The organism is Natroniella sp. ANB-PHB2 (genome assembly GCF_046097105.1).
Lineage (GTDB): Bacteria > Bacillota > Halanaerobiia > Halobacteroidales > Halobacteroidaceae > Natroniella.
In genome coordinates this window covers 850232-870461 of sequence record NZ_CP175562.1, presented here as the reverse complement: position 1 = coordinate 870461, position 20230 = coordinate 850232, and the positions used below count along the sequence as shown (strand labels likewise).

At 31.7% G+C, this 20230-nt stretch carries 18 protein-coding genes and 1 riboswitch; of the genes, 3 read left to right on the top strand and 15 right to left on the bottom strand.

Translation table 11 applies throughout. From position 1 onward, the window contains the following. Positions 1-1299: an NfeD family protein gene (locus ACKF5P_RS04430; RefSeq protein ID WP_408956285.1), complete on the bottom strand. Its 1299-nt coding sequence runs from the start codon at positions 1297-1299 to the stop codon at positions 1-3. Positions 1300-1411: 112 nt separating this feature from the next. Next, the gene (locus ACKF5P_RS04425) at positions 1412-1570 is read right to left on the bottom strand and encodes a hypothetical protein (protein WP_408956284.1); all 159 of its coding nucleotides are present in this window, start codon (positions 1568-1570) and stop codon (positions 1412-1414) included. Positions 1571-1893: 323 nt separating this feature from the next. On the opposite strand from ACKF5P_RS04425, the gene ACKF5P_RS04420 reads away from it, so the two are divergent. Then, positions 1894-3120: a potassium channel family protein gene (locus tag ACKF5P_RS04420; RefSeq protein ID WP_408956283.1), complete on the top strand. Its 1227-nt coding sequence runs from the start codon at positions 1894-1896 to the stop codon at positions 3118-3120. A gap of 19 nt (positions 3121-3139) precedes the next feature. On the opposite strand, the gene ACKF5P_RS04415 is transcribed toward ACKF5P_RS04420, so the two are convergent. The 12 genes from ACKF5P_RS04415 to ACKF5P_RS04360 form a co-directional block, all read right to left on the bottom strand. Continuing rightward, positions 3140-5224, bottom strand: coding sequence for a diguanylate cyclase (locus ACKF5P_RS04415; protein WP_408956282.1), 2085 nt, complete (start codon positions 5222-5224; stop codon positions 3140-3142). Between the two features lie 138 nt (positions 5225-5362). After that, positions 5363-5500, bottom strand: a complete 138-nt coding sequence (locus ACKF5P_RS04410) for a hypothetical protein (RefSeq protein ID WP_408956281.1) — start codon at positions 5498-5500, stop codon at positions 5363-5365. A 77-nt stretch (positions 5501-5577) separates the two neighbouring features. Continuing rightward, positions 5578-6123, bottom strand: coding sequence for an NUDIX hydrolase (locus ACKF5P_RS04405; protein ID WP_408956280.1), 546 nt, complete (start codon positions 6121-6123; stop codon positions 5578-5580). Positions 6124-6240: 117 nt separating this feature from the next. Beyond that, the gene (locus ACKF5P_RS04400) at positions 6241-7146 is read right to left on the bottom strand and encodes a YegS/Rv2252/BmrU family lipid kinase (RefSeq protein ID WP_408956279.1); all 906 of its coding nucleotides are present in this window, start codon (positions 7144-7146) and stop codon (positions 6241-6243) included. 590 nt (positions 7147-7736) lie between these two features. Beyond that, positions 7737-9128 (bottom strand): SpoVR family protein, encoded by a 1392-nt coding sequence (locus ACKF5P_RS04395; RefSeq protein WP_408956278.1) that lies wholly within the window; start codon positions 9126-9128, stop codon positions 7737-7739. Between the two features lie 9 nt (positions 9129-9137). Continuing rightward, positions 9138-10301 (bottom strand): sporulation protein YhbH, encoded by a 1164-nt coding sequence (gene yhbH, locus ACKF5P_RS04390; RefSeq protein WP_408956277.1) that lies wholly within the window; start codon positions 10299-10301, stop codon positions 9138-9140. Between the two features lie 10 nt (positions 10302-10311). Continuing rightward, positions 10312-12240 (bottom strand): PrkA family serine protein kinase, encoded by a 1929-nt coding sequence (locus ACKF5P_RS04385; protein WP_408956276.1) that lies wholly within the window; start codon positions 12238-12240, stop codon positions 10312-10314. 409 nt (positions 12241-12649) lie between these two features. Next, positions 12650-13393, bottom strand: coding sequence for an SDR family NAD(P)-dependent oxidoreductase (locus tag ACKF5P_RS04380; RefSeq protein WP_408956275.1), 744 nt, complete (start codon positions 13391-13393; stop codon positions 12650-12652). Between the two features lie 206 nt (positions 13394-13599). After that, a complete protein-coding gene (locus tag ACKF5P_RS04375; protein ID WP_408956274.1) occupies positions 13600-14043 on the bottom strand; it encodes a LysM peptidoglycan-binding domain-containing protein in 444 nt (147 codons plus the stop codon). A gap of 161 nt (positions 14044-14204) precedes the next feature. Continuing rightward, positions 14205-15047 carry an alpha/beta hydrolase gene (locus tag ACKF5P_RS04370; RefSeq protein ID WP_408956273.1) on the bottom strand — a complete coding sequence of 281 codons (843 nt, stop codon included), beginning with the start codon at positions 15045-15047 and terminating at the stop codon, positions 14205-14207. Between the two features lie 158 nt (positions 15048-15205). Continuing rightward, positions 15206-15811 (bottom strand): GNAT family N-acetyltransferase, encoded by a 606-nt coding sequence (locus ACKF5P_RS04365; RefSeq protein ID WP_408956272.1) that lies wholly within the window; start codon positions 15809-15811, stop codon positions 15206-15208. Between the two features lie 94 nt (positions 15812-15905). Then, positions 15906-16442, bottom strand: a complete 537-nt coding sequence (locus ACKF5P_RS04360) for a hypothetical protein (protein ID WP_408956271.1) — start codon at positions 16440-16442, stop codon at positions 15906-15908. Positions 16443-16768: 326 nt separating this feature from the next. On the opposite strand from ACKF5P_RS04360, the gene ACKF5P_RS04355 reads away from it, so the two are divergent. Together ACKF5P_RS04355 and ACKF5P_RS04350 are read left to right on the top strand one after the other, a co-directional pair. Beyond that, positions 16769-17218, top strand: coding sequence for a hypothetical protein (locus ACKF5P_RS04355; RefSeq protein WP_408956270.1), 450 nt, complete (start codon positions 16769-16771; stop codon positions 17216-17218). A gap of 487 nt (positions 17219-17705) precedes the next feature. Next, on the top strand, positions 17706-18149 hold the full coding sequence (locus tag ACKF5P_RS04350; RefSeq protein ID WP_408956269.1) for a hypothetical protein: 444 nt from the start codon (positions 17706-17708) through the stop codon (positions 18147-18149). Positions 18150-18401: 252 nt separating this feature from the next. Here ACKF5P_RS04350 and mgtE read toward each other — a convergent pair whose 3' ends face one another. Next, a complete protein-coding gene (gene mgtE / locus ACKF5P_RS04345) occupies positions 18402-19766 on the bottom strand; it encodes a magnesium transporter (RefSeq protein ID WP_408956268.1) in 1365 nt (454 codons plus the stop codon). Positions 19767-19953: 187 nt separating this feature from the next. Then, positions 19954-20122: riboswitch (M-box (ykoK) riboswitch) on the bottom strand. Between the last annotated feature and the right edge of the window lie 108 nt (positions 20123-20230).

Here is a 20230-nt window from a genome sequence, read left to right as displayed (position 1 = left end):
TTAATCACTCTCCTCTTTAGTTGATTTAACAACAATTTTACTACCTAAAACTTCAATTATCTCTACTTCTGTTTCAGGTTCAATAAATTCACCTTGGCTCACCACATCAAAGCGTTTCCCTGTAACCTCTATAGTCCCAGCAGGTCTTAATGGAGTCAATACAGTTCCTCTTTGACCTATTAAACCCTGCTGATTTTTGCTACTAGCAATATAACCTTCTTCTCTTTTCTGTAATGAAATTCGTTCCCAAAAATGGCTGGTACCAAAGTACCTAACCATCACTACCACTCCAATCGCTGATAATATAACAGCAACTGGTATTACTGTCAAAGCTATTTCAGTAGTTGGGAAGATAAAGAAGAGGCTCGTAAAGATACAGATCAATCCTCCAGCACCTGTTATTCCAAATCCTGGGATAACAAATAGCTCTAGTACCAACAAAAACAACCCTACTATAAATAAGATAATCAAACCCCAACTAGCAACTCCATTAATAATATACCCACTAAAAAGGAGTCCTAAACTAACTAAACCAATTGTTCCTCCAACACCCCAGCCAGGAGTTATCCCTTCTAGAAAAAGCCCTAAAAAACCTAAGGTCAATAAGAAGGTGCTGACGGCAGGATTAGTAACTATTCCTGCTAATCGTTCAGCAGGGGTTGGAGTTACTGTTACAATTTTTGCTCCTCCCAAAGATAATTCCTCTAACAATTGATTACGATCTTCTACCACTAAATCAGCAACTTGATTATCAACTGCCTCAATAGCAGAAAGAGTTAGTAACTTATCTTCTTCTATCACTCCTGGAACCTTCAAGCTAGAATCAACCATTGCTTCTGCTAATTCAGGGTTCTTTCCTCTTCTTTCAGCTGTAGCTCTAAACTCTTTACGAAGAGCAGAAATATACTTCTCTTCTCTCGGTCTTGTCTCAGCAGCACCCATACTACTACCAGGTACCATCGTTAACTTTTCACCTGCTAAAGCAATTAAAGCTCCCGCAGACCAGGCTCGATTCTGTATATGAGTAACTGTCGGCAGATGAGTAGCAAAGATCAAATCTTTAATTTTAATTCCAGAGTCAACCAGACCACCATAAGTATCAAGCTCAATTATAATCGCTTTGGCCCCTACTTCCTCCGCCTCATCAATCCCCTTCTGAACTAAGTTGACCATACCTGGATCAATATTACCCTGAACAGGTATCCTATAAACTAAGTCTGAAGTTGCTGCTAATCCTAATGAGCTATACCAAGTTAATCCAAACAAAATAACTAACCCAAAAAACAACTTTTTTTTCATAATCTATCACTACCATTCTTTATCATAAAATATTATTTTTAATATCTTTAATCTCTTAATATTAATTACTTATCTTTAAAATTCTAGCTTTAACCAGAAAATCCTTTCTTTTTTATTTCCGATTATAATTAATCAAAACTTCAACCTGATCTATATCTACTCCACATTCCAAGCAACCTTTATACAGTCTAAAATAGCCAACTCTTTTTATTTTTAATAAAGCCAGTTCATTTCCTATCCAACCACATTTAGTACAGAACCATTTCCCCATCTAATTTATCCCCTCCATAAATTAGCTAATATAAACTAGCTACTATTTATATTATGATATAAGTTCCATTTTTTATTTATTAATCAATTTATTAAGCAAATTATGTTATAATATAAACTAATTTACTTTTTGCCAATTTTAAAATATACATATCAACTTTAATTGAAATTTAAATCTAAGTAAAAAGTAAAGGCTTCTTTTTATAGTTATTAACTTAATTTTAAACTTAATCTATAAAACAAAATTAATGAAAAAATATTTATAAAATCTGACTAATTAGAAAAACTAAATTTAATAGTGAAAAGAAGGAGAATTTTTAACTGATGATTAAACTAAATCTTAAAATTCTAATAAAGAAAGATAATCAACGCAAAGAAGTAAAAAAAATAATGGTTCAAACTGAATCACCTATATTACACTTAAATCCAGATAAATTAAAAGAAGAAACAAAAATGAAGAAAATCGATGGAATTAGAGTAAAAATAAATTGCAACCGAGCTATCTTACATATTAAAGGATTCAACTATGTTTCTTTAACTTCTAGTATTAATAATGAACCTAACCTTCCTTATTTAAAAATTACTAACTGTAATGATTCACTCCAGTTGACTAATTTACAGATTAAACGACTTGATATCGAAAACTCAAATTTACGAATAATTAAATCATTCATTAATGAATTAAATTTAGGTATCAGCAATACCTTCACTTCTACAAACGAAGAATTAAAACAAAAACAATTAAAAGATTTAACTACATCAATCAAAGATTCACGAGTTAAAGAATTTAGAGTCTTTATTCCCCAACAGCAGATTGAAATTAGAAAATCTCAACTTGGTAGACTGGTCATTGAATATGAAGTAAGCAATTTAAATGAAATTAAAATCTTACAAAATTCAATTATTACTCGCTTTACATTATCAAGTATAATTAACCAACTTATTATTGATAATGCTACAATCTCTCATCTTGAATTTCATAAACAATGTAAAATCAAAGAGTTTAAAGCCCAAAAGTATTCAATTTATAATTCATATAATTGTTTACCCCATACAATTGTTAGTAAATCAATCGATTCTTGGAAATTAGTTATGGACTCTGCAAAAGCTAGAGATAACTCTTCATTACATGCTTTAGCTGGATTTGAATATATGAAAGCTAAACGACGAAAATTAGATACTTTTAGATATAAAGTTTTCTATTGGTTGATGGAGCTTATTTGTGGTTATGGATATAAACCTTTCAATACTCTTGTAACAGGAGTTATCATTTGGGCCAACTTCGGTTTAATCTTTTGCTTTTTAACTATCAATACTGAAGCTGGACTCTCTTTACCTCCTATTCAGGCAGAAGGGCCACTCAAAAACATATATATATTAGGCTATTCCCTTTACTTTTCAGTGATTACCTTTACTACAACCGGCTATGGAGATATCATACCGATTGGCCCGTTAGCTAGGTCTCTAGCCAGTATTGAAACGGTCTTAGGAGCTATCTTGCTTTCTATTTTTATCTTTGCCTTAACAGGAAGGTTTGGTGGCTTTCGTTAAAAAAGCTAAAAAATCTTTCTCAAGGCTTTTTAGCTTTTACCTGATCACCATCAGCAATACATAATTTATCCTTGCCTTCCTCTTTAGCCTGGTATAATGCCTTATCTGCAGCATTAATTAAACTTTCCGCATGCTGCTTAGGGCAACAAGTAGAAACTCCAATACTAATTGTTACCTTCAACTTTTCTTCCTTATATTCAACAACCATATCTCGAACCGCTTGATTCAGCCTTCTACCTAATTTAATAGCTCCTTGTCGATCAGTTTCAGGTAAGATAATAGCAAACTCTTCACCACCATACCTAGCCACTAGATCAGGTTCTCTAGTGTTATCCATTAAGACTTGGGCCAACTCTTTCAAAACTTCATCACCAGCCTGATGACCATAAGTATCATTAAAAGCTTTAAAATTATCAATATCCAACATTAATAATGAAAGTTCTCTTTGATAACGCTTTGCTTTATTGAGCTCTTTTTTTAATGCTTTTTGAAAATAACTATGGTTATAGAGTTTAGTTAACCCATCTTTAGTTGCCATCTCTTCCATCTGTTTATACATTCTAGCATTTTCAATTGAAATAGCAACCTGGTTAGATAATGTAGTTAAAAAGCGCTTATCTGCTTCTCTAAAGTTTCTTTTAAAATCAGTCTGCACCGCATTAATAGCCCCAATATACTCTCCTCTAACCTTAAGCGGAATGCTGATAATTGACATAATATTAAAGAGATTAAACTTATCTTCTATTTTTTGACTAATATCATCTTGAATAATAAGCTTACCTTCCTTAATTACATCTTTAGCAATAGTCTTAATTGCAAAGATTAGATCTTCTTTTTCATTATTATCAGGAATTCCAGCCGAAGAAACCAAATTTAATTTTTCTACTTTTTGATCAAATAAAAAGAGGTAGACCATTGAAACCCCCATCGTTCCCATGATCATATCTACAGTTCGTTCTAACACTTCTTCTAAATTTAATGTTGAATTAATTTCATTACTAGTCCGTTGCAAAATAGATAAACTTGCTACATTCCTCTCCATTTTTTCAAAAACTCGTGCTTTTTTTATCAACAATGGTGCTTGATTAGCTATTGTTCTAATAGCTAACAGATCATTAATATTAAAATAATTGACCTCTTTCTCTAAAAAGAACATAACACCTTTTACATTTTCTTCTATAAAAATTGGAGAGACCAACATAGATTTAAATTTATCATCTTTAATAGAAAAACATTCTCCTAAATGACTATTAACCAAATCCTTAATAATATAGATATTTTTGGCCCTTAAAACCTTCTTTAAACAGCCTTGATTAGTCAAATATTTCAATTTTTTAAATTGTTCATACTTTAGACCAGTTAAAACCTTAACTTCAAAGCACTCCACTTCCTCCTCAATTAATAATAAACCACCTGTTTCAATTCCCAGTTGTTCACATCCAATTTCAACTAAAGTTTCATAAGTTTCATCTAAAGTAAAATTAGAAGCCATTCTTTTATTAATTAAATTTAGCCCTTTTAAACTACTATAAGCACGTTCAAAGTCCCTTAATTTTTTTTCTTGAGATTTAATTCTAATTGTTCTTAATTTATGATTGCTGATGATGGTTAGAGTAATCCAAAAAATAATAAAATAAAGCAAAAATTCAAAAGGAATAATCGCCAAATTAGCATCAATAACAACAAAAGCTAATGCCAACCCAAAACTAATCACTAAATCCCGCCAATAATATTCAATATTTTTTAGCTTTGAAAAATGATAAGCGTCACTAATTAGCCCTACTAATAAAGACTCTAATCCCCAGGGGTAAACATTTAAATTAAAATTAACTCTATAAACTGCAACCACAACTCCAGCAATAATTCCATAAGGAAAACCTAATAACCTACCACTTAAAATAATATATAAACCTAAAGCATATTCCCCCCAAATAATAAATACAAGAACACAAACCAACCCTAAAATCAAATTTAAGTGTAGCTTATCTTTAGATTTGGTTTTATCACCTATTATTACTTTAGAGAATATATCAATTTGAGTAATCAAATAGGTTACAGCTATGTAAACAGCTAGATCTAAAAACAACTCACCATGTAAAATCATGCTTCTCTCCTTTATAAAATATAATTATATTCCTCTATCTCACTTTACTTCTATTCTATTAATTATTTCTTTAAAGAAATAATTAATTCCTGCTAAATTTGAAAAATAAAAGCTGGGTCTAATGACCCAGCTTAATTACTAGCTAATTTCTTCAAATGCTAAAATGATAACCTTCTCACCTTCATCTCGTTCAAGATTTAAAGCTTGTTCCATATCCAATAATTTTCTTTTTTGGTGTTCATTTAAATCTGCATATTTCATATCAACATCTGTCATAGTTTCTCTCCTCCTCTTCTCTTTATTATTTAAAACTTCTTTTTTTTTATGTATTGATAAAGAAGAGATAAAACCCATTATTTCAAATAATCTTCTGCATATAATAAAGATAAAATTGACAAAGAATGATTTATCTTTTCCGAACTAATCAACCCCTTTATTTGGGTTATTGGTACTAACTCAAGCTCAATATCTTCAGTCCTATCTAAATTTTGCTCTCCAATTAATTCTACACCTTGTGCTAAATAGAAGTGACAATAATTATTCTGAATTGCTGGATTAACTGCCACTTTTCCTAATTTTATTAAATCTTCATTACTATTATATCCTGTTTCCTCTAACAACTCTCTATTAGCAGCTCCTGCAAAACTTTCCTCCCCTTTGTCTAATGTTCCAGCAGGAACTTCTAAAGTAATCTCTTCCGTTCCAATGCGATATTGTTTAACTAATACCAGCTTACCTGTGGTAGTAATTGGAACAACAGTAACCCAGTCTAAAAATTCCATCTTAAAAAAATTATATTCAATTTCTTTTTTTTTATGACGACATGCTTTTTCTTTGAATTTAACAATTCCAGTATCATAAATAGTTCTAACTTTAATTATTTCCCATAAATCATCCACAACGACCACTCCTATCTATATAAATTGATCTCAACCCTTTCACCTAACTACTTCAAGGTTAAAGTAATTTAGATTAATCATATTGAAAAAATTAACTAATACTTATAGTTCAATTACTTATACGTTGCTGACATTACTAACCACTTTTAATGCCTGAGAATGAAGAATGACCTGTAGCGGAAACTGAGGGCCTTTTTCACCATCCACATCAGAAGAATAAGAACTATATGACTCGTCTAAACAAGTTATCTTAAAAGAACTATCTTTTAAGTAAATAACATTTTCATCTGCTAAATGCTCCCCCTGTAATATCTTTATAAACAAAAGAGCAATTTCATGCAAAGGCTGTGCTTTAATAGCAATCAGATCTAATTGTCCATCAGTAATCAAGGCATTCTTTCCTATCTTTTTAAATCCACCTGCACTTTTACCGTTTAATACTAAAAACAGGTAAATGTCTTCTTCTATAACTTGCTCTGTTGTCGTAATTTTTACTGGAATTGGCCTAAATTTAGGGAGTTGTTCAATGCCCTTCAAATAATAGCCCAGCTTACCCAAAGTATTTTTAAACTCTAAATCAATCTCATGAGAAACATTAGCCAATAATCCTCCTGCACAAACATTAATAAAGTAACTACCATTTACTTCTCCTACATCAACATACTTGACCTCTCCTTGCAAAATAAACTCAAAACATGCCTCAATATCAGCAGGCATTCCTAAATGAGCAGCAAAATCATTTGCTGTCCCTGCTGGAATAATCCCTAAAGGAAGATCAATATCATACTTCATCATTGCATTAACTACCTCATTAACTGAACCATCCCCTCCTGCTACCACAAGCAGATCAAAATCTTGATTAATTACTTGTTTTACCCCAAAAGTTAAGTCTCCTTCTTGAGCACTCCTAAAAACACTAACTTCATAGCCGACCCCTTGGAACTTCTCAATAAATTGATCTAAATAATAACGAAAATTTCTATTTCCAGCCATCGGATTATAAATTAATTTTACCTTCTTCATTACTTTAAACCACCTCAACCATTATTAGTTTTCCTTTATATAAAACAAATTCCCTTCTAACTAATTACTTTATTATATTTCCTGCTACCTTTACTTTAATCCTGCTTTCTCATCAATTTAATTATCCTTAAGATCATTTATATTTTTAAAACTTTAAAAACAGATAGCTTAAACTTAAACTATCTATATTATTATGTCACGGGATTAAAATCTAATGCTAAACCAATTTCTTATTTAATTTAATCAAATTTAGCTTGTTGAACAACTAAATAAAAATAAACCTTAAGGAGCTAGCTCCTTAAGGTTTATTTTTATTTAGTTTACCAATAGCTAACTCCTAAAACCAATAAAATAAGAATTAAGAATATAACAAACACTTCACTTCCATACTTACGGCTCATTCTTATCCCTCCTTCCTTTTGGTTTATTATATGCAATTCCTGATAATTTTGTTAATTAAAGATTATTTTATAAATAAAACCACCAGATTCAACTGGTGGTAAAAAATAATTTAATATCTACTTTTTTAAATTATATAAATTAATTCAATCCAAACCTTACTAAGCCATAAGTTAAACTATAAAAATCAATTAATTATCTATCCCTTTAACACTTATCTCCTTATTCTCATCACAGATTAAATTTTTAGATTCACCACTAATTATAGTTTTTAGCTGAACTGTTCCTCCCCATAACTCTGTAATGTATTTCAAAGTTTCTGTAGCATAATCCATCTTTAAATCTTTTCCTACATATTCATGTTCCAATTGTAAAATATTATTTGATTTGAAAAATTCAACTACCCTAATCGTAGGAAACTTATTCATTCCAACCGAACTAGCCAAGGTATTTCTAATCTCCCTCCATCCTTCTTCATCAGCTACTTCTGCAATAGAATAATACCTTCTCCTTTCATCATATTTAATTAGATTCATCTCTCTAATTAAATCAAACGTAAGGTATTTTCTAATAAAGGACTCATCCCTTTCTAACTCTCTAACTTCAAAAATTTTTTCTGGTTGCTCAGGATTCTTCTCTTTAATATCATTAAAGATTTTATAACCCATATAATATGGATTTAAGCTTAATCCTCTCTCATTAGGAGAAATTAATTGATTATGTCGCTTTATAAATTCTAAATGCATCCCTTGTGGAAGCTTTAGCTCATTTAAAATTTGATAATGCCAGTAACTTGCCCATCCCTCATTCATAATCTTTGATTCAATCTGAGGAATGAAATAACTTGTTTCATCAACTACTATTTGTAAAATATCTTTCTCCCAATCCTCTAAATCACCATATTCAATCAAAAAATTTAAAATATCTTCTTCTGGCTTCAAAGGGATTTTATCTAAATCAGGTTCTTCTTGAACCTTCTCATCTATTAATAGTTGAAACTTTTTGGGTTGTGACTGATGTTTTTCTTGGAGTCGTTTAATCTCTTCCTCCCTACTCAGTTTCTTTTCATTAATTACCTTTGAAGTTTGAAATTTTAGAGCATGAGCAGTATCTAAGACCCTTTCAACCTTCTGATAACCAATTCCAGGATTAAAAATATATTCTCTAATCCGCTTAGCATGATTTTTAAACATTTCTAATGTATAATCTGCATTAGTTCCCTCTTTAAACAAGCGATTATTCTTAAAAAAATCATTATGTCCATACACATGAGCCATAGTTAAAATTTGTAATAAAAGAGAATTGTTTTTCATTAAATATGCCAAACAAGGGTTGGAATTGATCACCATTTCATAAGGCAATCCAGTTAAATTATACCTATAAAAGGTCTTGATCCTTTCATAAGCTTTTCCATAACTCCAGTGAGGATAACGAGCAGGCATACCACTGTAAGCTTGATAGCTGATCATATCTTCAAAAGAACAAATTTCAAATTCCTGCTGATAACAATCCAGCCCTATCCTATTAATAATATCTTCTATCTTTTTATTCCACTCAATCAATTCATTAATACTAAACTCCACCCTTACCACCTACCCTTCTCTATCACTTTCTAACATTCCCTGAAAAGAAGGCCAGATATCTTCTTTTTTTGAAATTGTAACTAAAGATAAACTTTGGTTATCAATTTCTTGGGAATAAAGAGCTTTAATTGCACTTCTAGTGTAATTGGGCTTTATTTCTCCATAGCCAAATAAATTACAAACATCACATAGCTGTTGGGCATATTCTAAAGCTTTTTGATTATCTTCACTCCAATTATCCCCATCACTACAGTGAAAGCAATAAATATTCCAATGGGCTGGATCATAACGTTGTTCAATTATCTCTAATCCTTTTTGATAACCACTACTGATATAAGTGCCACCTGACTCTCCTTTATGAAAAAAATCATCCTCTGTTACTTCTTTTGCTTTTGTAGTATGAGCTATAAATACAATTTCAACATTTTGATACTTCATTTGAATAAACTGATATAATAAAAAATAAAAACTCCGGGCCAAATACTTTTTTGTTTGATTCATTGAAGCCGAAGTATCCATAATACAGATTACAACTGCATTAGACTCTTTACGCTCCTCTTCTTTAATACGATAGTAACGAAGATCTTCATTATGAAAAGGAAACCGTTCATCTTCATCAAAATCATCATGTGCTCGAATATAAGCCTTCTTTCTTTTAATCCTTTCAATCATAGTTCTTTTTTTAGCTAACCTTGGAGGAATACCTTTCTTTTTGTAACCTGACTTCTTAAACGTACTTTCAGTCTCAATTTTAGATAGCTTCTTTCTTTCCATATAAGGGAGATCTAAATCTTCAAACAAATAATCTGTCAACTCTTCGATAGTAATTTCCGTTTCATAAATATCTTCTCCTTCTTCATTCCCAACTTGATCTGTACCACCTTGCCCAGAACCTTGCTGGTTCCGTGGTTTAGAAATCTTATCTCCCCTCTTTTCTTCACCACTTCCACTGACCACACCTGGCTTATTGATTCCATGTAAAAAGCGATATTCTTTCAAGCCCTTAATCGGTACCTTGATCTTTTTATCCTTACTCTTGCCAATAATACTCTCTTCAGCAATAATATCACTGATATTCTTCTTAATACTATCTTCTATTAGCTCTCGATGACGCCTACGATCCTCAGCAGAGCGATCCTTACCTGTATTCTCATATTCTCTGAATATAGCCATTTTATCCCTCCTAATCTTTCCAGAGGTTATTAGCAGCATACTTTAAAATTACATTACAACAGTGATCACAATAACCATTTCTTTTCATCTCTTCTACCATAGCATCATATTTCTCTTTCTGTTCTTCATCCCTCACCTTAGCTTGAGTTATGACTCTAGATAGCTCTTTAACAGAAGCAATCAGTTTTTTCTCTATTGCCTCTTTCAATGGCTCATAACTGCTATAATCAACCTTAGAATCTTTTCGCATTAAAGCAAACATATATGAAGTTACATCCTGTCTAAAACCTTTAGCAGTAGCACCCGTAATACCAATCTGTTCTTCAATTGACTTCAAAAATTCTTCATCTGGTTCTAATTCTTCACCTGTATTATCATCTTTAATCTTAGTCTTATTGACAAAAGCTTCTGCATGATCCAAATAATTATTAAATAACTGTTCTGCTTGTTCTTGATAACCAACAACAAATGCTCTAGTAACCTCCTTTTCAAGAATCTTATTATACTCCTTTTTAATACTATCTTGTAAAAATTCTAAATATTTTTCCTTCTCATCTTCACCAATTGATAACTCTTTAATCGCTTTAATCAATACCTCTAAGACGGATAATGGGTTAATACAATTATGTTCCGACTCTGATAGGCAACTATCTAAACATTTAGTAATAAATCGAGGAGAGGTTCCTTCCATACCTTCCCCTGGTGTTTCCTCCCTTAATTCCATGATATCTACCCTTTTAGTAGTTCCTTGTTCTACAATTTCTTCTCCATTATAGATTTTCAGCTTAGTTAGAGGATCAATTTTATTTGAAGGGGCCAACCTGCTTAAAATAGCAAACATAGCTGCTACTTTAATTGTATGAGGAGCAATATGAGCCTCAAACTTACTCTTGTTTAGAAGTTTTTGATAAATCTTCTCTTCCTCACTCAATCGTAAGCAATAAGGCATTTCAACTTTAACTATTCTATCAAGAATAGCTTCATTTGTATGATCCGATTTAAATCTATTCCATTCTGCTTCATTCGAATGAGCAATTATCAAACCATCAAAATAGATCATAGCTCCTTTTCCTGGTGAAGGAATAAGTTTTTCCTGAGTAGCAGTGATCATCGCATGCAGATATTCAACATCATTCTTAAAGACCTCAATAAATTCTACTAAGCCTCGATTTCCTACATTAAAAGCACCATTTAAAGAGAATGAGCGCGGATCATCTTCTGGGTATAGATCCAATTTTGAAATATCTACTGAACCAATCAAAACTGAAGTATCTTGATTATTTGGATCAACTGGAGGAACCACCCCTATACCTTTTCTTGATGTAATAGAGAAGTTTTCAGTTACCACAGGAAACTTCTCATAATCACCATTAAACTCATCTTCTAACCGATAGCGACAATGAGGACAGAGCTCTCCTTCAATTTCTACTCCTAACAACTCTTCAAATTCAGAACGAAGATATTTAGGAATCAAATGAAGAGGTTCTTCTCGCATTGGACAACCTTCTAAAGCATAAATCGGTGGTAATTCTTCTAATCTTTTCTTTAATAACTCAACGATAGAAGATTTTCCTGAACCTACCGGGCCAACAAGATATAAAACCTGCTTTGATTCCTCCCCTTTCATTGCTGCTGACTTTAAATAACGTACAATCTTCATAATAACCTTATCTATTCCATAAAAATCTTCAAAAAAATCATATTTTTTGATTCTATCATGTCCATATATCCTCCGCAATACTGGATCCTGATCAGTCTCGATTAAGTTAACATCTTTAGAGACTATCATATTATAAATTCTCTCATGAGCTAACTTGGTAATTTCTGGGTTTTTAGAAACTATATCTAAATAATCTAAAAATGTCCCCTCAAACCTCTCTCTTTTCTTCCTTGCTTTACTCTTTTGAATTAAATTCTTAAAATCAGCGGATTCAGTCACTTTCTAATCCCTCCTTAAAATATATTGTCCTAATCAAATAACTATTTTGCCTTAATAAATTTAACTATTCATCCCTTTAGATAATAGCAAATTATAGAGATAATCTCTTAGTATATTATATTAATCTTAAATAATTAAATATTACTATTTTGTAATATTTTATAAATAATTAATCTGCTACAACAAGCTATTAAAAACTAACTATTTAAATTTATATTATAATCAATTGAACAACAAGTTAAGCAATCAATACTATGCTAAAAATGTAGGATTAATCAAGCAAGAAGCTATTGGTGAAGAATATGAAAGAATACTTGAATTGGAGTTTTATGGCAACAGATAATAAGTTCAAGACCAGCTAATGAAGTATTATTATTCATTAGCTGGGTAAACTTTTTATCGATAGAATTTAAATAGCTGTATACCCTCCATCTACTAAAAGATTGGCCCCGGTAATAAAACTGGCATCATCAGAAGCAAGAAAAGTAGTAACTTTAGCAATCTCTTCTGGTTCTCCTAACCTCCTCATCGGATGTAATGAAATGAGATGATTAAGTGCTTCTTCTTCCAATCCATCAATTAATGGAGTATTGATATAACCTGGGCAAACTGAATTAACCCTAATTCCATCTTTAGCATATTCTACAGCTAATGATCTGGTCAAATTTACAACTCCTCCTTTGGATGCTGTATAAGAAGCCATCTGGGCTCGACCTACATGCCCTAAAATAGAAGCACAATTAATAATACTTCCACCACCATCCATCTTCATAACTGAAATTGCATGCTTAACAGATAAAAAAACACCGGTTAAATTTATATCAATTACCTTCTGCCACTTTTCAAGTGATAACTTATCACTAATTGTCCGATCTCCAATACCTGCATTACTAAAAAGAATATCTAAGCCACCAAATTCATCTTTAGCCTTCTCTACCATTGTCTTAATTTCTTCTTCATTAGTTATATCAACATGGCAATAAACTGTATTTTTCTCCTTTTGATTTAACTCTTCAGCCAACTTTTGGCCCTTCTCATCATCTATGTCAGCTATGATAACCTTAGCACCCTCTTTTACCATTTCTCTAACTGTTGCTTCACCAATGCCACTAGCACCACCAGTTATAATAGCAACCCTTTCTTTTAATCTCATAAACTCTACACCTCCTTACATATTACAATTATTACTTCTTCAAAAAAATAAATTTAATTCCACTCCTAATTAATTATATTAATCAAAATAATTCATATTCTTATTGAATGGTTTAAAGGTGTAGTTCAGCTCTACTCCTCCTAAACTACACCTTCTATTAAATAATGATAAATTCTTAACTTATTAATATTGCCTTATCAAACCCCTTACTTATCATTAAAAGTTCTAGCTACAGGTACACAGATCACTTGCCCAGTCCTCAAATCTTCTGGTCTTATTCTTGGGTTAATTCTTCTTAATTCTCCTACTGTCGTCCCAAAACTTCTTGCTATTGAAAAAAATGTATCTCCTCTACGAACAACATATTCTCTAGTCCCTCGTGGGCAACGTACTCTAGGTGGCCCTACCCTAGGTGGCCTTACTCTAGGTGGCCTTACTCTAGGTGGTCTTACTCTAGGTGGTCTTCTTCTCCATCTTCTTCTTGGAGGCCATCTTCTTGGCCGCCTTCTTCTACTTGGATTACCTCTTCCTCCTAACCATCTGTCATTATCCCAACCGTCATTCCAGTCATCATTCCAGTCATCATTCCAGTCATCATTCCAGTCATCCCATTTTTCAGGATCAAAGAATGGATCATCATATTGGCCCATAATCTCACCTCTTTCACCTTTTACCATATTGTATTCAATAAGTTATATTATGTTAATTGTTTTTTTGGATATATTTCCTTTTTTTAAAACTAGCGAAATATTAACCACTGAACAAAATAAAAAGTCAGATCATTTTAAGATCTGACTGAAAGTATCAACAATTAATTATAATTTACCTTTTCTATAAATTGACTAATATACCTCCAAAACTCTTTGCTACGGTGAAGGTCATTATGTCCTCTATTAGCTATCACATTAAACTCCTTCTCCCCTGCCCATTTATCATAAAGTGACTTTGAATAGTCAACAGGCACTATCCGATCATCTTCAGCAGTTAAAATCAAAACAGGAACTTTCAAATTAGGTGCTTTAGATAGAGAGTCAAACTTATGTTTTAAGACTAAATTCATCGGTAAGAAAGGAAAGATATCTTGGGCCAAATTTTCGATACTATCATAAGGAGAGACTAAAATCACTCCTCTTACATCTCTATTAGCAGCTAGATGGACAGCAACACCCGTTCCCAAGCTTCTACCCATAGTAAGGACCTTGTCACTATCTATACTACCCAAAGCAGTGAAATGATCGTATAGATAAAGAGCATCACTGAATATTTTATCTTCATCTGGTTTACCTTCACTCAAACCATAACCTCGATAATTGACTAATAATAAAGAGTAACCTTCAAATCTTTCTTCCTCAATCACCCCAGAAACTTCTTCAGCATTACCATCAAAATAAATTAACAGGGGAGCTTTATTATGCTCTGTTGCTCTAACTAACCACCCATGCAATTTAACACCATCAGCCATCTCTAATTCAACTTCTTCTGCCTGAGGGTATTTATCTTCAATTTCCTGTAAACGCTCTTCCGTAAGAGAAGACTTTCTAAATAACAAATGGTCTTGAAACAGATAAAAAGCAGCTAATAATATTCCATAAATTACCAATACTATAATTAAAAGCTCTTTAAAACTTCTAACCTTCAACCACTTATTCTTCATAGTTAATCCCTTCCCGACTGTTAGAATATAAAAATAGGTTTATCCTTATTATTAACCAAAGAATTAACATTATTAGCATAACAGCTTAAGTTTAAGTTAAAGGTTTTTCTGCTCTTATTAGACTTAAACTCAAATTTAGGCTAACGTATATAAATCAATTACTTCCCTTTTAACATCGACCATTGCACAATATCAGTACCAGGTACCATATCTTCAGAAACTACCTCAAATCCATAACTTTTATAAATTGCTATATTTTCAAACTTATGTGTCTCCAAATAGCAGGGGTGATCTTTTCGCTCAGCTACTTTCAAAAATGGAAGCATCAATTTACTTCCAATACCTTGGCCCTGATTTTTAGGAGCAACACCAAGCAATATTAGATATTGATGAGGCTCTTTAATTATTCTTTCATGTATTTTTGAACAAAATTGATCAAACTGTTCAAACTTCTTTCCAGCATCTGTTCCTAGTTTAAACAGTGATAATGCACCAGCTCTTAAAGATCTAAAGAGAGTAAAGTTATAGTCTTTATAATCTGAAAATAATATTACTCCTTCAACTTCAGAAGAACTAGCATATGCTTCTCCATAGAGAATGGCATACTTGACAAGAAATTTAAAGACAGCCTTTGCATTTTCCTCATTATATTTTTCACCTAAGATATATTTGAACATAGGGTAATCATAAAAGGACTTTACTAAAACCTCAGCACCCTGATCAAGGTCCTTCTTTTCTAACTTATATAACCCATTATTCTTCATTTAATTCACCTCTTTAAATTAGATAAACTAATAACCGATTGAACTAAAAAAAGCACTCTCCTCTGTTAAGATAAGAGCATCTTAATAATTATTTCTAGAATGTTGGCTCAATATCTAAGGAACCAAATACAACATTAGCCTCTATCTCTATATAGTTATTTTTTTCTTCAAAACCTTTAGAATGGTAGGTAGATTCACCAAAAACAACATTATCCCCATCAGGCATTCTAATACTCGCAAAGGCTGAGCTAGCTACTATTCTTATTGGAGTATTAGGATTCACCTTAATTACACTTGAACCAAAGATAGTATTTATTTCTAATCTTTTATTATTTTCTAGCTCAAGATTAGAGAGGTCAATCTCCCCACTACTGAAAATAACATTATACTCCTTATCAATTTCATCAGTTACCGCTATTCTTCTTTCACCAAATAATACTGTATTCTTATCTGTTCTAAATATTGGCCCTCCTAATAATATCGTCAGCCCCAGATAGATAAAAAAGAGAGAAAATATAATCCTAAAGAAAGGTAAGTGAATATTAAAGCTCTTTAGAATTGAAGAAATACCAAATAAGATCAATAAAACACCCCAAAACAGACCACTACTAAAAATAAACCCTGCTTTCATCATTAACAACCTCCTATTTGAATTTAACAAAACATTTTTAAGATAAATATCACCATCAAAAAGACTATTAATAATATCTTACTATACTTTTCCTAGGACTTAAAGCAAAAAATTTTTCTTTTAAGATGATAACCTGCTTAAATTTAGTTATAGAATGTTGGCCCTGCTGGATTAATTTATTATCTTATTTCCTCTTGTTTTTTGCTTGTATAAATTAATTGAAAAAAGGAAAAGTAATATACAGAAAGGACTAAATTTTCAACTAAATAAAATCCAGTACTTAAATAAATTTCTAAATAAAGATAATACGAAAGGAGTGCCACTTTATGTTTGATCGTATCACTACAGGAGCATTAAGCGGACTAGCTGCTGGTATTTTAATGGGATTAATTAGTATGACATTATTTAGAATGCAAATATGTAAGCTATGTATAATTGCTATTGGTGGCGGAATCTTTACTGGCCAATTAGGAGATCTACATATTTATGGACTTATTATAGCCTGGCTGGTCCATTTGGCATTAAGTAGTACCTTTGGAATACTGATAGCTACAATGCTTGACTATTTAGGTACCGACTACTATATGCTAAAAGGAGCAGCTTTATTAATCTTAATCTATTTAGCTAATATTGGTATTATAGCTCCGCTAAGAGGAACCATCCCTGATAGCCCAGAATTTTTTGACTTGTTTTTGATACTTTTATATCATATCTTTTTTGGAGCTTTAACCAGTTTTTTAGTTGTCAAATACAGCAATCTAAAAATAGAACAGTAAAGTCCATTAGATTATCAATTCTCTAACCCTTCTATATTAATTATTTTATTAAGCTTGATCATCTTAAAGAACATTTTAATATGATCATCAATCAAATTTATAATTCATAACTCACTACCTCATCCCTTTAACTTCTTATAAAATAACAACAGCCTACCTAAGTTATAAGTGTAAATTCTCTTTACATTTTTAATTTCAACCACCAACATCTAAATCAGCAGCTATTTTTTACAACTTTTATCTGAATCAAAGTTTAATTCAACAACCTCTCACTTGAATTATTCATTATATATTCTTCTTATTTCACTAAAATTTAATGATAACTATATTATACATCTTAGTTTACTGTTTGACAAAGCAGGAGAATTTCAAACTTATAATTAATAATTCTAAGTATAACATTTAGCCAGGTGTACATCTTAAATAATAAATACAAGCATTATAAGACTATATTACAATTAAATTAAATAATAAAAGGAGAATAAATATGACTGATAGATTTACAAGAGGTTTAATTGCAGGAATTATCGCTGGAGTGCCATCCCTTATTTTTAATGTCAGTGCATATACATTAAACTTTACTAATTTACTTTGGGGAGATTTTATGGGACTATTTTTATTTGGAGATCGACCGGTTGGAGTGGCAGAAATATTATTTTCTTCACTAGCTCAAGCCTTTTTCTTGGGGGGTTTAGGTATTATTTTTGCTTTTTTACTACCTTTAATTTCAAGCCAAAATTACTTATTAAAGAGTAGTGTTTATGGTCTTGCTGTTTGGTTTATGTCTTTTGCGGTAGCTTTTCTTTTTCAATTACCAAAGTTAGAAAATGTCACACTAGAAACGGTTGTATCTAATTTTATCTCTGCTTTACTCTGGGGGTTAACATTAGGACTAGCCCTTAACTGGTTAGATAACAGACTGAAAATATAATTCAAAACAGATTAATTATTTTTAATATCTACTACACTTTAAATTTTATCAATATTATACTAAATTTAGCAAGAAACTAAAAAAACAAACCGTTCTTTGATCATCATTTTTTCAAAATGACATAAAGCGTTTTTGATATATAAGTTTGTTAAACTAAATTACAAAGGGCCAACAAAAAAACTCTTACCTGTTAAGATAAGAGTTCGTTGATAATTAAATATTTGGTTTTAAAATTATGACTCTCTTCACACTTTACAACATGTGTCCAAGAAATTGACTTACAAGGAAGAAATAAATAAATAATCCTGTAATATCCTTAATAGTCGTAATAATTGGATCAGAGCCAGCCGCCTGATCGAATCCTAGTTTAAATAAAATATAAGGAATCATAAAACCAAGTGATGTAGCTATCGTAATTGTCGCTGTTAAAGACAGACCAACTACTATTCCTAATGCAGGTAACTGCTGCCAAAATGCTGCAATAAAACCTGCAGCTACACCAAGAATTATTCCCATACTCAAACCAACACCAACTTCACGCAACCAATGCTTAAAAAACCTTCTCACATTTATCTGACCTAAAACTAAAGCTCTAGAAAAGATAGTAGAAGACTGTGTTCCAACATTACCACCCATATCCATAATTACAGGAATAAAGATTGCTAAAGCTGCAATTGCTTCTAATGTTTCTTCAAACCCTTCAATAACAGCACCAGCCATCATTCCACCAATCAATGTAATAATTAAGAATGGTAACCTAACCTTCCAAACATCCAGCAATGAACCTGAAATTAAAGTTCTACTACGATCTGTCTCTTGTTGACCTATATTTGTAAGGCCAGCCTTATCTAAAATATCCTCCGTAGTCTCCTCTTCAATTACATCCATTGCATCATCAAAGGTTACTATCCCAACCAATCTATTCTCCCTATCAACTACGGGTACAGATATAAAATCTTGCTGTTGTAATAATCGAGCAACATCCTCTTGATCAGTATAAGTATTCACCGATATTGGATGGTCATACATAATATTTTCAATTTTCTCATCTGGGTCTGCCATAACTAAGACCCTTAAGGAAAGAACCCCTTCTAACCGCCTCTCTTGATTAATAATATAAATTGAGTAAACCGTTTCTTTATCGATACCAATCTCTCTAACTTCCTTTAAAGCCTCTGTTGCAGTGATCCCTTTCTTTAAACAAACATAATCGGGATTCATAATCCTTCCTGCTGTTTCAGGAGCATATCCTAATAGATTAGCAATAGTCTCTCGTTCATTTTTATCAAATGAATTCATTATTCTTTTAGCTACCTTTGCTGGCAGTTCATCTAATAATCTTGCTCGATCGTCATATTCTAAGTCTTCCATAAGTTCGATAACTTCATCTTCTGCAAAAGAAGCTATTAACTCTTCTTGAAAACCAGGCTCAAGTTTTTCAAATACTTCAATAGCAAAATCCTTGCCTAGTAATCTAAAAACGATCACCTGTTGTTTTCTTTCCAACTCTCTAATAAGTTCTACAACCTCTATTGCAGTAAGCTCTTTTAATCTCTCTTTTAAACCTTCCATCTCTTTTTTTGATATAAGCTGGGTGATTTCTTCATAAAGTGGCATATTAATTCCTCCTTAATATTATAAACACTTTGAACTATAAATTGATTATGCTGAATCCTACACAATGAATCCTGATCATCATCTACGGCCACCTTATTATCACCCCCTTCTACAAATTAGTATGTAGCTTAATATATATAATATAAAAAAAGACTCTCAAGGAGTCTTTAATCTAAAAAATCAAACTATTTATCCCCCTCGTCCTGGCTTTAGCACTATATGACGTAGATTGAAATTCAATCAGCTACCTTAGGTCGACCTTATTCCGATCTCACCTGTTCTACCCATTGGCGTCTCTGGACATTTTTGGGCAGTAGCCTATGTTCATATAGGAGCCTCACCTAACAAGTATTATATTTTTATTACACTCGCATTATATTATATTAAATAAATTATGTCAAGTAAATTTATGATTTACTTATCTCAAGCAAAAGCTATCAGGGTATAGAGTACAACTTCTCTTG

Excerpts from the sequence above, each read along its gene's own strand:
- ACKF5P_RS04430 (WP_408956285.1), bottom strand. The coding sequence starts at position 1,299 with ATGAAAAAAAAGTTGTTTTTTGGGTTAGTTATTTTGTTTGGATTAACT.
- ACKF5P_RS04425 (WP_408956284.1), bottom strand. The coding sequence starts at position 1,570 with ATGGGGAAATGGTTCTGTACTAAATGTGGTTGGATAGGAAATGAACTG.
- ACKF5P_RS04420 (WP_408956283.1), top strand. The coding sequence starts at position 1,894 with ATGATTAAACTAAATCTTAAAATTCTAATAAAGAAAGATAATCAACGC.
- ACKF5P_RS04415 (WP_408956282.1), bottom strand. The coding sequence starts at position 5,224 with ATGATTTTACATGGTGAGTTGTTTTTAGATCTAGCTGTTTACATAGCT.
- ACKF5P_RS04410 (WP_408956281.1), bottom strand. The coding sequence starts at position 5,500 with ATGACAGATGTTGATATGAAATATGCAGATTTAAATGAACACCAAAAA.
- ACKF5P_RS04400 (WP_408956279.1), bottom strand. The coding sequence starts at position 7,146 with ATGAAGAAGGTAAAATTAATTTATAATCCGATGGCTGGAAATAGAAAT.
- yhbH (WP_408956277.1), bottom strand. The coding sequence starts at position 10,301 with ATGGCTATATTCAGAGAATATGAGAATACAGGTAAGGATCGCTCTGCT.
- ACKF5P_RS04380 (WP_408956275.1), bottom strand. The coding sequence starts at position 13,393 with ATGAGATTAAAAGAAAGGGTTGCTATTATAACTGGTGGTGCTAGTGGC.
- ACKF5P_RS04375 (WP_408956274.1), bottom strand. The coding sequence starts at position 14,043 with ATGGGCCAATATGATGATCCATTCTTTGATCCTGAAAAATGGGATGAC.
- ACKF5P_RS04370 (WP_408956273.1), bottom strand. The coding sequence starts at position 15,047 with ATGAAGAATAAGTGGTTGAAGGTTAGAAGTTTTAAAGAGCTTTTAATT.
- ACKF5P_RS04365 (WP_408956272.1), bottom strand. The coding sequence starts at position 15,811 with ATGAAGAATAATGGGTTATATAAGTTAGAAAAGAAGGACCTTGATCAG.
- ACKF5P_RS04360 (WP_408956271.1), bottom strand. The coding sequence starts at position 16,442 with ATGAAAGCAGGGTTTATTTTTAGTAGTGGTCTGTTTTGGGGTGTTTTA.
- ACKF5P_RS04355 (WP_408956270.1), top strand. The coding sequence starts at position 16,769 with ATGTTTGATCGTATCACTACAGGAGCATTAAGCGGACTAGCTGCTGGT.
- ACKF5P_RS04350 (WP_408956269.1), top strand. The coding sequence starts at position 17,706 with ATGACTGATAGATTTACAAGAGGTTTAATTGCAGGAATTATCGCTGGA.
- mgtE (WP_408956268.1), bottom strand. The coding sequence starts at position 19,766 with ATGCCACTTTATGAAGAAATCACCCAGCTTATATCAAAAAAAGAGATG.